Raw genomic sequence first — 15704 nt, forward strand, 5'->3', positions numbered from 1 at the left:
CAACGCCACCGCCGAAAGGGACCTCATGAGCACTATCACCACGCCGGAAGACGTCGCCGACTCAGCCGTCCCGGGTCGCATCACCACGAAGGCGGCCGTCTGCCGGGCGCCCGGGCAGCCGTGGGAGATCGCCGAGCTCGAGCTCGATCCGCCGAAGGCGAACGAGGTGCGCATCAAGTTCCACGCCGCCGGCATGTGCCACTCCGACGACCACATCCAGCGGGGCGACGCCCCGATGCGGATGCCGGTGGTCGGCGGTCACGAGGGCGCCGGCGTCGTCGACGCGGTCGGCGAGGGCGTGACCCGGGTCAAGCCCGGCGACCACGTCGTGTGTTCGTTCATCCCCGCCTGCGGCAAGTGCCGCTACTGTTCCACCGGCCGCCAGAACCTGTGCGACGAGGGCAAGAACGCCTCCACCGGTGAGTTCGCGGACGGCACCTTCCGCTTCCACGAGGGCGACACCGACTTCGGCGGTCTGTGCGTGCTCGGCACCTTCTCGCAGTACGCGGTCGTCTCCGAGTACTCGGTCATCCCCATCCCGAAGGAGATCCCGTTCAAGGTCGCCGCGCTGGTCGGCTGCGCCGTCCCCACCGGCTGGGGCACCGCCGTGCACGCCGCGGGCGTGCGCGCCGGCCAGACGGTCGTGATCTTCGGCGCCGGCGGCGTCGGGTCGAACGCCGTCCAGGGCGCGGCCTACGCCGGTGCGCAGCGCGTCGTGGTCGTCGACCCGGTCGAGTTCAAGCGCGAGATGGCCATGACCTTCGGCGCCACGCACACCTTCGCCACCGCGGCCGAGGCGACCGAGTTCGTGATCTCCGCCACCTGGGGAGAGCTCGCCGACCACGCGATCATCACCGTGGGCTCGCTCCACGACGAGGTGATCCACGACGCGATCAACATCGTCGGCAAGACCGGCCAGGTGACCATCACCGCCGTGGGCAACGGCTGGATCGACGAGAACCCCGGCATGCTCATCGGCTTCCAGCGCCGCATCCAGGGCGCCATCTTCGGCGGCTGCAACCCACTCTTCGACGTCCCGCGCCTGCTGAGCCTCTACCAGTCGGGGCAGCTGAAGCTCGACGAGCTGGTCACGCGCACCTACCGCCTGGAGGACGTCAACCAGGGCTACCAGGACATGCTCGACGGAAAGAACATCCGCGGCGTCATCGAGATCGAACACTGAGCGAAGGACACAACTGACATGACGATTCTCACGGAGAACGCGACCGCCGACGCGGTGTCGAACCTCATCGTGGAGGGCGCCCAGCTGATCGGCGGGGAATGGGTCCCCGCAGCGGACGGCGGCCTCATCGAGGTCATCAACCCGGCCACGCGCGAGCACCTCGCCAACGTTCCGCGCGGCGGTGCCGCCGACGTCGACGCGGCGGTCACCGCCGGCGAGCGGGCCTTCCCCGCGTGGCGCGACCTGAGCGCGAGCGTCCGTGCGGGGCTGCTGTTCCGTTGGGCGGACCTCATCGACCAGCACGCCGACGCGCTCGACGAGCTCGAGCGGCGGGAGGTGGGACGCCCCAGCTGGGGGCCGCTCCGCTTCGGCGCGCAGCTGCGCTTCATCGCCGGCCAGGTCGACAAGGTGCAGGGCCTGTCCCTGCCCACCCACTCGCCCGACACCCTCGGTCTCACCCTCCGCGAGCCCTACGGCGTGGTCGGTTCGATCATCCCGTGGAACGCCCCCGGGGCGCAGTTCGTCCTGGAGGCGGGCGCCGCGATCGGTGCCGGCAACACGATCGTCATCAAGCCCGCCGAGGACGCACCGCTGACCCCGCTGGCCCTGGCGAAGCTGTCGCAGGAGGCCGGCATCCCCGCCGGCGTCATCAACGTCGTCACCGGCTACGGCGCAGAGGCCGGCGCGGCGGTCCCGGCGCACCGAGGCATCCGCCGCATCGGCTTCACCGGGTCGCCGCAGACCGGACGCGCCGTGATGGAGACGGCCGCGCGCAACCTCATCCCGCTCCACCTCGAGCTCGGCGGGAAGTCTCCCCAGGTGGTGTTCCCCGACGCCGACCTGGATGCGGCGATCCCGGCCATGGCGTGGGCCATCACGATGAACACCGGCCAGGTGTGCGCCGCCGGATCCCGGGTGGTCGTCTTCCGCAGCATCCACGACGAGGTCGTCGAACGCCTCGCCACGGCGCTGCAGCAGGTGACGGTCGGCCCGTGGCACCAGCCGGTCCAGATGGGTCCGCTCGTCAACGAGAAGCAGCACCAGCGCGTGCTCGGCTACATCGAGAAGGGGCAGGCCGAGGGTGCACGTCTCGTGTGCGGCGGCGGCGTCCCCTCCGGCGGCGAGTTCGGCGACGGCTTCTTCGTCCAGCCGACGCTGTTCGACAACGTGGCGCCGGACTCGACCATCGCGCAGGAGGAGATCTTCGGTCCGGTCATGTCGGTCATCACGGTGGACGACGAGGAGGAGGCCCTCCGCGTCGCCAACGGGACCGAGTACGGCCTGGTCGCCTCGGTCTGGACCCGCGACCTGGGCACCGGCGTGCGCATGTCCCGGCGGCTGGAGGCCGGACAGGTGGGCATCAACAACCCGCTGGGCGCGAGCGTCATCGGCGGCCCCTGGGGCGGTTACAAGAGCAGCGGGTTCGGGCGCACGATGGGCGCCGACTCGGTCCTGGACTGGACCCAGGTGAAGACCGTCTCGCTCACCGCACCGGCCGTCGGCTGAGCACCAGACCCGATCCTCGACGAAGAGAGAACAGAACTCCCATGGCAACACTCACCACCCGCGCGGCCGTCGCCCGCGCCCCGCACGTCGGCTGGGAGCTCACCGAGCTCCAGTTGGACGACCCCAAGGCGCACGAGGTGCGCATCAAGCTCGTCGCGAGCGGGCTGTGCCACTCGGACAACCACATCACCCACGGTGACGCGCCGGTGCGGTTCCCGATGGTGGGCGGCCACGAGGGCTCCGGCATCGTCGAGTCGGTCGGACCGTTCGTGACCCGGGTGAAGCCGGGCGACCGCGTGGTGCTCTCCTACATCCCGGCGTGCGGCGCGTGTCGTCCGTGTTCCACCGGGCACCAGAACATGTGCGTGCAGGGGCTCAACGCCGGCACCGGCATGTTCCTGGACGGCTCGTTCCGGTTCCACAAGGACGGCGAGGACATCGGCGGGTTCTGCTCGCTCGGCACCTTCTCGGAGTACGCGGTGGTCTCCGAGTACGCGGTCGTCCCGCTCGACGACGACATCCCGTTCGAGCTCGCCTCGCTCATCGGATGCGGTGTGCCCACCGGGTGGGGTTCGGCGGTGTACGCCGCCGGCGTCCGCGCCGGCGACGCGGTGGTGGTCTTCGGTGCCGGTGGTGTCGGCTCCAACGCGGTACAGGGGGCCCGGTACGCCGGCGCCCAGCACGTGGTCGTGGTCGACCCGGTGGCCTTCAAGCGCGAGAACGCGCTGGAGAACTTCGGTGCGACGGCCGCGTTCGCCACGGCGAAGGAGGCGCACGACTACATCGTGTCCGAGACGTGGGGCCAGCTCGCCGACCACGTCATCCTCACCCCGGACGCGGTGACCGAGGAGATGGTGAACGCGGCGGTCATGATGACCGGCAAGGGCGGGAAGGTCACCATCACCGCCGTCGGCCACCTCACCGAGAAGGCCGTGCACGTCCACGGCGGCATGCTGATCAGCTACCAGCGGCAGATCCGCGGCGCGCTGTTCGGCGACTGCAACCCGCTGTACGACATCCCGAAGCTGCAGAAGCTCTACCGCTCGGGCGACCTGAAGCTGAAGGAGCTCGTCTCGCGCACCTACAGCCTCGACGAGGTCAACGAGGCCTACGCCGACCTCGAATCCGGGAAGAACATCCGCGGCGTCATCCTGCACGAAGGCGCCTGAGGGGAGGGACCGACCGTGGTCAACGCGATTCTCGACCCCACCGGGCGGGCGACCGAGGCGGTGCGTGTCGCGCCCACCGAGCTCGCGCCGCGCCGGCGCACCCTCGAGGGCGTCCGCATCGGACTGCTGGACAACACGAAGCACAACGCGATGCTGTTCCTCACCACGGTGGGGGAGCTGCTCGTGGCCGAGCACGGCGCGGCCGAGGTGAGCATCGTCGAGACGAAGCGCAGCTTCTCGGTGCCGGTCGACGACGAGATCGTCGGTCGCTTCCTCGCCGCGGCCGACGTCGTGGTGACCGGGGTCGGCGACTGCGGCTCCTGCAGCGCCGCGGCCGTCGCCGACGGGATCAACTTCGAGCGGGCGGGGCTCCCCGCCGCGGTGGTGCTGACCGACGCGTTCGACGTGACCGGGCGCACCATGGCCGGCATCCAGGGGGCGCCGGACTACGAGTGGCTGCGCACCGAGCACCCGGTCGCCGTCCTCGACGAGGACGGGGTGCGCGAGCGCGCGCGGCGCCTGCTCCCCGACATCGTCTCGGTGCTCACCTCGGAGGTGGCCGCATGAGCGAACTCGACCCGGACAACGCCCAGGCCGCCATCGAGTACTGCTTCGAGCAGGGATGGAGCGACGGGCTGCCGCTCGTGCCCGCATCCCGTCCGCTCGTGGACCGGTTCCTGGCCACGACCGATCGGGACCCGCAGGAGGTCATCGGCACGATGCCGCAGACCGAGCGCACCGTGACGGTCGAGGTCGCCGCGATCAACGCCGCGATGGCCGGCTGCCGCCCGGAGTACTTCCCGGTGGTGCTCGCCGCCTGGGAGGCGCTCATGGGGGAACGGGCGGCGATGGGCGGCGGCTGGCAGTCCACGTCAGGCCCGGCCCCCCTCCTCATCGTCAACGGCCCCATCCGCACGGAGCTCGGGTTCAACACCGCCGGCGGCGCGTTCGGGCCCGGCTTCCGTGCCAACGCGACCGTCGCCCGCGCGATCGGGCTCATCGTCCGCAACGCGTTCGGCGTGCGGCCGCACGAACTGGAGCAGGCCACCCAGGGCATCCCCGGTCGCTGGTCGATGTGCATCGCGGAGAACGAGGAGGACAGCCCCTGGGCCCCGCTCGCCGAGGAGCTCGGGGTCGGCGGGAACGCGGTCACCGCGACGCTGCTTCGCACCTCCGAGTACATCGACAACCGGCACACCGCGAACGTCGAGCAGCTGCTCGCCGACTTCGCCGACACCATCGGGCGGTCCGGGTCCTGGATCTTCACGCACGCGCTGGCCGGGGTCGTCCTCTGCCCGGAGCACGCCTGGATGCTGGCGCGCGCCGGTTACAGCCGGGCCGACGTCGCCCGCTGGCTCGCCGAGCACTCCGGCCGCACCACCGCGCAGCTGCACGCGGTGGGCAAGGACGGCACGAGCGGCCCCGGTGTGCGCGGCCCGGGGGAGGGGGGCGACCCGGACGAGTTCCAGCGCACCATCGCCGACCCCGACAGGATCATCGTCGTGGTCGCCGGCTCCCGCACCGCGGGCATCTCCATGGTGGTCCGCAACTTCGCCGACTGGTCCGGCAAGGCCACCCCCATCGTCACCCGCGCGGCGGTCCCCGCACACGCGTGATCCCGGACGGCGCAGGCCGTCAGCGGTCCCGGTCTCCGGCGACCGCTGACGGTGCTGCCCACGACACGACAACCCGTTGAGGAGAACACCATGACCGAGACCGTCCGCGCAGCGGTGCAGACCGCACCGCGCACCATCGAGATGCGCGAGTTCCTGCGCCCGAAGATCGGCCCCGACGAGGGCCTGCTGCGGGTGGAGGCCAACGGCATCTGCGGCAGCGACGTCGAGATCTACAAGGGCCACATGGGCGGTGCGGGCGGCCCGTTCATCCCCGGGCACGAGCCGATGGGCATCATCGAAGAGGTCGGCGAGCGCGCGGCGCAGCGCTGGGGCGTCCAGGTCGGGGACCGGGTGGCGCTGGAGGTCATCATCCCGTGCCGCGCGTGCGAGGACTGCCTGACCGGCCGGTACCAGTCCTGCCGCAACCGCAAGTACGGGCACGGCGTCACCGGGATCGAGGTCGAACCGAGCCTGTGGGGCGGCTTCGCCGAGTACCTCTACCTCTCGCCCAACGCGGTGATGCACAAGATCGACAAGAACCTCCCGGTGGAGATCGCGGCGCTCTACAACCCGATCGGCGCCGGGGTGCGCTGGGCGGTCGATCTCGGCGGCGTCGGGCTCGGGGACACCATGCTGGTGCTCGGCTCCGGGCAGCGGGGCCTCGCCGCGATCATCGCGGCGAAGGCCGCCGGCGCCGGCACGATCATCGCCACCGGGCTCGCCGCCGATGCGCACAAGCTGGCGGTCGCCCGCGAACTGGGCGCCGACCACACCCTCATCGTGGACGGCCCCGAGCAGCTGGACACCGCCGAGGCGGTCATGGAGCTCACCGACGGTCGCGGCGTCGACGTCGCGCTCGACCTCACGCCGATGGCCGCGGGCCCGCTGACCGACGCGCTGAAGTCCGTCCGACACGGCGGCCGGGTGGTGCTGGCCGGGCTCAAGGGCAACCGCGAGATCCCGCTGGTCACCGACCTCATCATCAACCGCGCCATCACGATCAAGGGCGCCTACGGGGTCGACGCCGACGCGAACAAGAAGGCGATCGCCCTCATCGAGTCGGGCCGCTTCCCGCTCGAGAAGCTCCACACCCACACGTTCGGTCTGGACGACGTCGGCCTGGCGATCGAGACGCTCGCCGGTGAGACCGACGACACCTCGGCCATCCACGTCTCCGTCCACCCCGGGTTCAACTGAGCCCGGCCCGCGAAAGGACCCACCCGTGATCATCGACGCTCACGCACACCTGCTGCCCGGGGACTACCCCGAACACGGCCCCGACTGCTTCCCCCGGATGGAAGCGGTCGACGGCAGCACCGACCGCGTCCTCGCCTTCGGCGAGATGCGCTTCCGCGCCAAGGACGTCTTCTTCGAGGCCGAGCGCCGCGTCGAGGCGCAGGACGCCTCCGGCGTGGACATGGAGGTCGTCAGCCCCATGCCGCCGCTGCTGCGCTACGACCTCGAGCCTTCGGACGGGCTCGCGCTCGCGCAGTGGACGAACGAGAAGACCGCCGAGATGGTGGCCGCGGCCCCCTCCCGCATCGCCGGCCTCGGCATGGCACCCATGCAGGACCCGGACGCCGCGACCGCCCTCCTCAAGGACATCGACGAGATGGGCCTGGACGGTGTGGAGATCGCGTCGAACGTGAACGGCGTCTCGCTCGGCGACGAGCGGTTCCTGCCGTTCTTCCAGGAGGCGCAGGACCGCGGGCTCAGCGTCTTCGTGCACGCCATGCCGGCGCTCACCGACCGACTCCCGGCGACCGGCATGGGCACGTACGTCGTCGGGATCGAGGGGATGCTGGCGGCCGCCTCCCTCATCCTCTCCGGCACCGCCGCCGCCGTCCCGGACCTGCGCATCTCCTTCAGCCACGCCGCCGGCGGCCTCGCGATGATCCTGCCCCGGGCGAACTACTTCTGGGGCGGCTCCTGGAACGAGGAGCCGCGTGATCTCAGCCGCGCGGTGATGCCCGACGACGGGCCGTCGCCCCTCGAGTACGCCCGGCGCTTCTACTACGACTCCATGGTCTTCGACCGGCGGACCATCCGCTACCTCATCGACCTGCTCGGCGCCGACCGGCTGCTCGTCGGCTCGGACTTCCCGGCGATGCTGCGGGAGGACCCGGCGGCCCGCACCCTGCGGGAGATGGGACTCGAGGACTCCGAGTGGGAGGCGATCTCGTCCGCGAACGCCCTGCGCTGGCTGGGCCGGGAACACGCCCTTGCCGGTGGGCGGGAGACCGGTTCACCGTCGCTTTCGTCCGACGGAATTGCCCTGTAACCCCGCTTTTCCCTGAGACAGACTGCCGACAGCTCGGGCCTGGCGAGGAAGCCGGGCGGAGACGAGGTTGTCACCCGAGTGATCCGACGAGGAGCATGAAGATGAAGACACAGCGATCTTGGCGCCGGAAGCTGCGAGTGCTGGGGACACTCCTGCTCGCGACCGGCATGGTGGCGACCGCCGCGGCCTGCGCGCCCGGTGAGACCGCCTCGCAGTCCGGTGGCGGCGACGGGAAGCCGCAGCAGGGCGGGGACCTCACGGTCCTCCTCGACGCCGGCTACTCCGGCGGATGGGCGACCGGTCTGGACCCGGCCACCAGCAACACGACCGGGGCGAACCTGCCCCAGAACGCCGCGATCTTCGGCGGCCTGTTCACCCTCGAGGCGGACGAGGACGGCGAGAACGCGGAGATCGTCCCCAACCAGGCCGAGGGCTACGAGTGGAAGGACGAGGGGCTGACCCTCGTCGTCACCCTCCGCGACGGCATCACCTTCAGCGACGGCACCCCGTTCGACGCGGACGCCGTGGTGTGGAACTGGATCCGTGAGCTCAGCTCGGGCAGCACCGGCGCCCCCCAGCTCGACCTGAACCTCGACCTGCCGCGGCCCGACCTCCCGCAGGAGTTCGTCGACGACCTGTTCGCCGCACTCCCGGCCGACGTCGACCAGGACCTCGTCTGGCAGCGCCTCGGCGCGATCCGCGCGACCGACGACCTGACGGTGGAGATGTCCTTCGCCTCGGTCAACGGCGCACTCGTGAACGGCTTCCCCAGCACCAGCCTGAACCTCATCGCCTCGCCGACCGCGTACAAGGAACTCGGCGCCGAGAAGTTCTCGGTGACGCCGGTCGCGGCAGGTCCGTTCACCGTCGTGTCGAACAAGCAGAACGAGCGCCTCGAGCTCGCGCGCAACGACAGCTACTTCAAGGAGGGGCTGCCCTACCTGGACAGCCTCACGTTCCAGTCCGTCGGCGGTGACCAGGTCGCGTACCAGACGCTGCTGGCGGGTCAGGGCGACGTGATCGAGGGACTCAGCTCGGTGACGCTCATCAACGAGGCGGAGAACAACCCCGACCTCACCGTCGTCATCGGTGCCCCCACCTCGCCGTACGTCGTGCAGTTGAACACCCGCAAGGCGCCGTTCGACGACATCCGTGCCCGTGAGGCGATCTACTACGCGACCGACTTCGACGCGATCAACCAGGGCCTGTTCAAGGGCGAGGGCGCGATGAGCCAGTCGTTCACCGCCCCGGGCGGCCTGTTCTACCACGCCGAGGTCCCCGGGTACCGCACCTACGACCTCGACAAGGCGAAGGCGCTCGTCGAGGAGCTCGGCGGCCTCAAGGTCACGCTCGGAACCACCGACATCGTGACCGCCCGCGCCGTGACCACCGCGCTGCAGACCCAGTGGGAGGAAGCCGGCATCGACGTCGACATCGAGGCGTCGGCGCTGGGCGACGTGATCACCGACTTCGTCTCCGGCGACTGGGAGGCGATGCTCCAGACCGCGGGCGCCTGGGAGCCTGCCGCCGGCATCGGCGTCGTGGTCCGCTTCGGCTCGACCTCGCCGTTCAGCGGCACCCCGCTGCCGGAGGGCGCCGCATCCGCCGCCGACGCGATCGCGCAGGGCATGTCCACGGAGCTCGACCAGATCCTCCGCGCCGCGTCCGCCACGATCGACCCCGACGAGCGCGAGGCGCTGTACAAGGAGGCGTCGGCGTACATCGCCGAGAACGCGTACGCACCGTTCGGCATGGCGTTCTCGCCGGCGCAGGTGATGCGCAAGGGCGTCCACGGTCCGGGTCTCACCGAGCCGATCCCGGCGCTCGCCGTCAACCAGGGCGTGCTGTACGACCGGGTGTGGGTGGAGCAGTAGTGTCCATCGACACCCCCACGGCGGCCCCCGCCACCACGGCGGAGGAGGGTTCGTCCCTCTTCCGCCGGGTGGCGGGGTCCCCGCTCCTGCGCCTCATCCTCCGGCGCGTCCTCATCGCGATCCCGCTGCTGTTCGCGATCAGCGTGCTCGTGTTCGCCCTGCTCGAGGCGATGCCGGGGGACCCCGCCCGCACCCAGGCGGGCATGGACGCGACCGAGGAAGAGGTCGAGGCGGTCCGCAAGTCCATGGGGCTGGACCGTCCCGCGTACGAGCGGTACCTCGGCTGGCTGGCCGGGTTCGTCACCGGCGACCTCGGACGCTCCTCGGTGAGCGGTCGTTCGGTCGCCGACCTCCTCGCCGAACGCGCACCGGTCACGATCGAGATCGTCTCGCTCGCGTTCATCGTCTCGCTCGTGGTGGCCCTGCCCATCGCCCTGCTCGCGGCCCGCAAGCCCGGCGGCGTCTTCGACCGGATCGTCATGGTCTGCTCCATGACCCTCCTGTCCATCCCCAACTACGTGCTCGCGCTCCTGCTCGTGCTGGTGTTCGCGGTCTCGCTCCGGATGCTGCCGGCGATCGGCTACGTGCCGCTGTCGGACGGCCTCGGACCGAACCTGCGATCGGTCACCCTCCCGGTGCTCGCGCTCGCCATCCCCCTCTTCTGCTTCTACGCCCGGTTCCTCCGCGGCGACGTCGTGGAACAGCTCAACGGCGCCGACTACATCGACACCGCCCGCGCCAAGGGTGCGGGACCGTGGCGGGTGCTGTGGCTCCACGCGTTCCGCAACTCGTCGTTCGGGCTGCTCACGCTGGTCGGCCTCAACGTCGGCGCGCTCGTGGGCGGCACGGTCATCATCGAGCAGATCTTCGCGATGCCGGGCCTGGGCAACATGCTCCTGCAGGGTGCGCTCTCCCGCGACGTCGCGGTCGTGCAGATCTGCGTCTTCATCTTCGCGGCCGTCGCGGTCGCGGCCAATCTCATCGTCGACGTCCTGTACGCCGTTCTCGACCCGAGGATCCGCTATGGCGATCACTGAACCCCAGACGTCCACCTCCGACCCCGCCGAGCTCGCGCTCGCCGGCACCACGATCACCCCCACCGAGACCCTGCTGCAGCCGGTGCCGGTCACCGCCCGTGCCCTCGCCTGGGCGCGGCTGCGCCGGCGCCTGGTGGTGTGGATCCCGGGCGGGTTCGTCATCGCCCTGCTCGCGCTGTGCTTCCTCGGCCCGTTCGTGCTGCCGCTCCCGTCGCCCACCGGCGGGAACGTGCTCGACTCCGGACTGCCGCCGGGGTCGGCCGGCCACCCGCTGGGCACCGACTGGAACGGCAACGACATCCTGTCGCGGCTCATCTACGGCGGCCGCGCGTCGCTCTCGGTGGCGCTCGCCGTCAACGCGATCGGCCTGCTCGTCGGCGGCGGCATCGGCATGATCGCCGGCTACGTCGGCGGCAAGACCGACACGGTCATCATGCGGCTGCTCGACGTGCTGATCGCGTTCCCGTCGCTCGTGCTCACGATCGCGATCGCGCAGGTGCTCGGCCCGAGCCTGCCGAACACGATCCTGGCGCTGACCGCGTTCAGCATCCCGGCCGTCGCCCGGATCGCGCGCTCGTCGACGCTGCGGGTGGTGAACATGCCCTATCTGCGGGCCGCGCAGCTCAGCGGCAGCTCGACCTGGCGCATCCTCGGCGGGCACGTGGCGCCGAACATCGCACCCCAGCTGATCAACTTCGTCATGCTCGGCATGGGCATCGTCATCGTGACCGAGGGCGCGCTGAGCTTCCTGGGGCTCGGCATCCCGCTGCCGCAGCCGAGCTGGGGGAACATGATCTACGAGGGGCAGCAGTCGCTGTCCGCCACCCCGTTGCTCGTGCTCTGGCCGAGCCTCGCCCTGCTGGTGACGGTGCTCTCGTTCAACCTGCTGGGCGAGAACGTACGAGACGAGATGAGCGGACGATGACGACCCTGCCCTCCCAGACCCTCCCCGCCGCCGCATCCGGTGGCACCCCGCCGGTGCTCGCCGTCCGCGACCTGCGCGTCACGTTCTCGCGCGGCGGCACCCTCGTCCACGCCGTGAAGGGCCTCACCTACGACGTGCACGCCGGCCGCACACTCGCCATCATCGGCGAGTCCGGCTCGGGCAAGTCCGTCGGCACCCGTGCGCTCATGGGGCTCCTGCCCCCGAGCGCGATGGTGAGCGGCTCGGCGCGGATGGGCGACAAGGAACTCCTCACGCTCGACGAACGCGCCATGCGGGCCGTCCGCGGGTGCGACCTCGCGATGGTGTTCCAGAACCCCGCCACGTCGCTGAACCCGACCATGAGCATCGGGAACCAGGTCGTCGAGGCCATCCGCATGCACTCCACGATGGACAAGAAGGCCGCGCACGAACGCGCGCTGGAGCTGCTGCGACTCGTCCGGCTGTCCTCGCCGGAGCTGCGCATGAAGCAGTACCCGCACCAGCTCTCCGGCGGGATGCGGCAGCGCGTCGTGATCGCCATGGCGCTCGCCGGCGACCCCAAGGTGCTCATCGCCGACGAGGCGACCACGGCGCTCGACGTCACGACCCAGGCGAAGATCATGGACCTGCTGTGCGAGCTGCAGGACCGGCTGGGCATGGCCATCATCCTCATCAGCCACGACCTCTCGCTCGCGGCCTGCTACGCCGACGACGTGATGGTCATGCGCCACGGCCAGGTGGTCGAGCACGTGCTGCCCGAGGACCTGTTCAGCGACGACCGCGAGCCCTACACGAAGGAGCTGCTGAGCGCGTTCACGCAGCTGCCCACCGAGCGTCAGCAGCGCGTCGACGAGCGCGACGCCGCCCACGCCGGCGACGCGCGACCGCCGCTGCTGACCGTGCGCCACCTGTCGCAGGAGTACGTCACCCGCGGCGCCGGCGGGGTCAAGACCGGTGTGCTGCGGGCGGTCGACGACGTCTCATTCGACGTGCGCCCCGGCACGACCCTGGGCATCGTCGGCGAGACCGGATCGGGGAAGTCGACCATCGCGCGGGCGGTGCTGCAGATCGAACGCCCCAAGAGCGGGTCGGTCACCTTCCGCGGGCAGGAACTGGTCGGCATGAAGCGGCGCGAGCTCAACCGGGCCTACGCGCACATGCAGATGGTCTACCAGGACCCCTTCGGTTCGCTGAACCCGCGGTGGCGGGTCTCGGACGTGGTCGCCGAGCCCCTCCGCGGGCACGGCGGCATGACCGACGCGCAGGCCAGGGCGCGCGTCGACGAGGTGCTGGACGTCGTGGGTCTCGACCCCGAGACGTACCGGAACCGCCGTCCGATCGAGCTCTCCGGCGGGCAGGCGCAGCGCGTGGCCATCGCGCGGGCCGTCGCGCTCGAACCCGACCTCATCGTCTGCGACGAGGCGACCAGCTCGCTCGACGTGCTCATCCAGGCGCAGGTGCTCCGCCTGCTCGTGCGGCTGCAGAAGGACCTCGGCCTCACCTACGTGTTCATCGGGCACGACCTCAACGTCGTCCGCTACATCTCCGACGACGTGTGCGTCATGCATCAGGGCCGGCTCGTCGAATACGGACCGGTGGAGCAGCTGTTCACCGACCCGCAGCACGAGTACACCAAGGAGCTGCTGGCCGCCGTGCCCGACCCAGACCCGCGGATGCTGCAGGCGCGCCGCGCCGCCCGGGGCATCGTCGCCGCGGGTTGACCCGACGGCGGAACACCGGATCCGGCGTCGCTTCCATGGGGCGGAAGCCGCGGCTTCCACCCCATGGGAACGACGTGGAAGACCCACCCGGCCGCTCGGGAAAGTGAACCGACGTGAAAGGAACACCGCACATGACGATCACCTCCACCACCCCCGCGATCCTGGAAGACCCGATCGCCACGGCGCCGCGCACCCCGTGGCTCGCGGACAAGGTCGCACTCATCGCCGGCGGCGGGCTCTCCGGTCCGGAGGGCGGCGTGGGCTTCGCCATCGGCTGGCTCGCCGCACGCAGCGGTGCGAAGGTCGCCATCCTCGACGCGAGCGCCGAGGCGGGGGAGCGGGCCGCCGAGCTGATCCACGACGCCGGCGGCGAGGCCGAGGTGTTCGCCGTCGACATGACCGACGACGACGCGGTGAAGCAGGCGGTCGACGCGGCGCACGAGCGGTTCGGCCGGATCGACGTGGTCGCCGACTCCATCGGCGGCGGCGGCGTCGAGAGCATCTTCGACGTCTCGATCGAGGACTGGCACAAGGCCCTCGACCTGAACTTCACGCAGGTCTGGTACCTCCTGCGTCACGCGCAGAAGTACCTCCCGCGAGGCGGTGCGATCGTCACGGTCTCCTCCGGTGCCGCCGAGGGACGCGGACCGGGCATGCCGTACGGCATTGCGAAGACGGCGCTCGAGAAGCTCACCCTCGGCGCGGCGGGCTCGCTCGCCGAGCGCGGGGTGCGCGCCAATGTCGTCCGCGTCGGCATGATCTGGGGCGCGTTCGCAGCACGCGGCCTCACCCCCGAGGTCCGCGAGATCCGCAAGAACAACGTGGCGCTGCGGACGGAGGGGAACGTCTGGGACATCGCCTCGGCCGCGTTCTTCCTCCTCACCGACGAGGCGCGCTGGATCACCGGGCACGTCCTGCCGGTCGACGGCGGCGGCTTCGCCATCCGGAACCTCGGCCAGGCCGGCAGCGACTCCAAGAAGTAGGCGACCATGAGCATCATCGACAACGCCCGACCCGCCGCCTTCGCTTCGCCCGCCGAGGTGGAATCCGTGCCGTGGGAGACGCTGCAGGCCGACCAGGTGGCCGAGTTCGGCCGCATGATGGAGCGGCTGCGCCGCCACGACGTGTGGCGTGAGCGGCTCGACGGGGTCGCGACCCCGCTGCACTGGGACGACCTCATCGAGGTGCCCTTCACGACGAAGGACGACCTGCGCGAGGGGCAGGCCCACACCGACCCGGCGCGTCCGCTCGGCCGGTACCAGCTCGTCCCGACCAGCGAACTCGCCCAGGTGACGAGTTCGTCCGGCACCACGGGCGCGCCCACCTTCTTCGGACTCAGCCGCAACGACCTCGTCCGCTGGCGCGCCGGCATCGGCAACGCCTACCGGACCGCCGGTGTCGAGCCGGGCTCCATCGTCGCCCTCACCACCGGGATGGCCATCGTCGCCGGGGGCATGCCGTACGCGGACGGGATCCGGGAGGCGGGCGGCGCGCTCGCCTGGATCGGCGGGCAGACCACCGCGCGCATGGCCCTCGGCATGGAACGCCTGGGCGTGGACGTGCTCGTGTCGACCGCGTCGTTCGCGACCCACTTCGCCGAGCGCTGCGGCGTCGAGCTCGGTCGTCCGGCGACCGAGCTGCGGGTGCGCACCGTCATCGCCGGCGGTGAGCCCGGCGCGGGCGTGCCGCACATCCGGCAGGGCATCCTCGAGGCGTGGGGGGCGACCCGGGTCAGCGAGTTCATGGGACTCGGCGACGTGCTGCCGGCCATGTGGGCGGAGTGCCACGTCGGGAACGGCATGCACTTCACCGCCGCCCCCGACGTGCTGGTCGAACTCATCGACCCGGTCACCGGTGCGCACGTGCCGTGGGAGCCGGGCGCGAGCGGGGAGGCCGTGTACACGACCCTCGGTCGCGAGGCGTCCGCCGTCGTGCGGTTCCGCTCCCGCGACCAGATGCAGGTGGTCGCGCGGGGCTGCCCGTGCGGGCGGAACGCGCCCACGGTCCGCTGCATCGGTCGCACGGACGACATGCTCATCTACAAGGCGATGAACGTGTACCCCTCGGCCATCCGCGAGGTCGTCCTCGACGTCGGGGCCCCGACCTTCAGCGGCCGGATGCGGGTGCGCAAGGACACCGCATCCCAGGTGCGCTTCGACGACCCCATCCCGGTCGAGGTGGAGATCGCCGCGGGGGAGGACCAGGCGCGGGTCGCCCGGGTCATCGCGGACACCGAGGAGGAGGTGCGCCAGCGCCTCCGGGTGCGCGTCGCGATCGAGCCGCTCGCCGAGGGCACGATCCCGATCAGCGCGTACAAGAACGCCCTCGTGTACGTCGGCGGGGAGGGCTGACCGGCTCCCGTCCGACGCGTCGCGTCCTCGCGGCGGTCGTC

General features: G+C 71.0%; 13 protein-coding genes. All 13 read left to right on the plus strand.

Going from position 1 to position 15704, the window contains the following annotated elements; translation table 11 throughout:
* The first annotated feature begins 25 nt into the window (after positions 1 to 25).
* The 13 genes from ACWAUO_RS14495 to ACWAUO_RS14555 all read left to right on the plus strand — a co-directional run bounded on the left by ACWAUO_RS14495 (position 26) and on the right by ACWAUO_RS14555 (position 15663).
* Complete coding sequence (locus ACWAUO_RS14495) at positions 26 to 1183, plus strand: NDMA-dependent alcohol dehydrogenase (RefSeq protein WP_460776428.1); 1158 nt, start codon at positions 26 to 28, stop codon at positions 1181 to 1183.
* 18 nt (positions 1184 to 1201) lie between these two features.
* Positions 1202 to 2689 carry an aldehyde dehydrogenase family protein gene (locus ACWAUO_RS14500; protein WP_460776430.1) on the plus strand — a complete coding sequence of 496 codons (1488 nt, stop codon included), beginning with the start codon at positions 1202 to 1204 and terminating at the stop codon, positions 2687 to 2689.
* 41 nt (positions 2690 to 2730) lie between these two features.
* Positions 2731 to 3858, plus strand: coding sequence for an NDMA-dependent alcohol dehydrogenase (locus ACWAUO_RS14505; protein ID WP_460776432.1), 1128 nt, complete (start codon positions 2731 to 2733; stop codon positions 3856 to 3858).
* Positions 3859 to 3873: 15 nt separating this feature from the next.
* Positions 3874 to 4425 (plus strand): UGSC family (seleno)protein, encoded by a 552-nt coding sequence (locus tag ACWAUO_RS14510; RefSeq protein WP_460776433.1) that lies wholly within the window; start codon positions 3874 to 3876, stop codon positions 4423 to 4425.
* Positions 4422 to 5474, plus strand: coding sequence for a hypothetical protein (locus tag ACWAUO_RS14515; protein WP_460776434.1), 1053 nt, complete (start codon positions 4422 to 4424; stop codon positions 5472 to 5474). Before ACWAUO_RS14510 ends, ACWAUO_RS14515 begins: the two co-directional genes overlap by 4 nt.
* A gap of 90 nt (positions 5475 to 5564) precedes the next feature.
* Positions 5565 to 6671: a zinc-dependent alcohol dehydrogenase gene (locus ACWAUO_RS14520; protein WP_460776436.1), complete on the plus strand. Its 1107-nt coding sequence runs from the start codon at positions 5565 to 5567 to the stop codon at positions 6669 to 6671.
* Between the two features lie 25 nt (positions 6672 to 6696).
* On the plus strand, positions 6697 to 7755 hold the full coding sequence (locus ACWAUO_RS14525; protein ID WP_460776437.1) for an amidohydrolase family protein: 1059 nt from the start codon (positions 6697 to 6699) through the stop codon (positions 7753 to 7755).
* Between the two features lie 95 nt (positions 7756 to 7850).
* Complete coding sequence (locus tag ACWAUO_RS14530) at positions 7851 to 9629, plus strand: ABC transporter substrate-binding protein (protein WP_460776439.1); 1779 nt, start codon at positions 7851 to 7853, stop codon at positions 9627 to 9629.
* The gene (locus ACWAUO_RS14535) at positions 9629 to 10666 is read left to right on the plus strand and encodes an ABC transporter permease (RefSeq protein ID WP_460776440.1); all 1038 of its coding nucleotides are present in this window, start codon (positions 9629 to 9631) and stop codon (positions 10664 to 10666) included. Before ACWAUO_RS14530 ends, ACWAUO_RS14535 begins: the two co-directional genes overlap by 1 nt.
* Entirely contained in the window at positions 10653 to 11591 is a 939-nt protein-coding gene (locus ACWAUO_RS14540; RefSeq protein WP_460776442.1) for an ABC transporter permease, read from the plus strand. Before ACWAUO_RS14535 ends, ACWAUO_RS14540 begins: the two co-directional genes overlap by 14 nt.
* Positions 11588 to 13312, plus strand: a complete 1725-nt coding sequence (locus ACWAUO_RS14545; RefSeq protein WP_460776443.1) for a dipeptide ABC transporter ATP-binding protein — start codon at positions 11588 to 11590, stop codon at positions 13310 to 13312. Before ACWAUO_RS14540 ends, ACWAUO_RS14545 begins: the two co-directional genes overlap by 4 nt.
* Positions 13313 to 13443: 131 nt before the next feature.
* Positions 13444 to 14295 (plus strand): SDR family NAD(P)-dependent oxidoreductase, encoded by an 852-nt coding sequence (locus ACWAUO_RS14550; RefSeq protein WP_460776444.1) that lies wholly within the window; start codon positions 13444 to 13446, stop codon positions 14293 to 14295.
* Positions 14296 to 14301: 6 nt separating this feature from the next.
* The gene (locus ACWAUO_RS14555; protein ID WP_460776445.1) at positions 14302 to 15663 is read left to right on the plus strand and encodes a phenylacetate--CoA ligase family protein; all 1362 of its coding nucleotides are present in this window, start codon (positions 14302 to 14304) and stop codon (positions 15661 to 15663) included.
* The last annotated feature ends 41 nt before the right edge of the window (positions 15664 to 15704 follow it).

The sequence above is a fragment of the Microbacterium sp. GXF7504 genome (assembly GCF_054798235.1).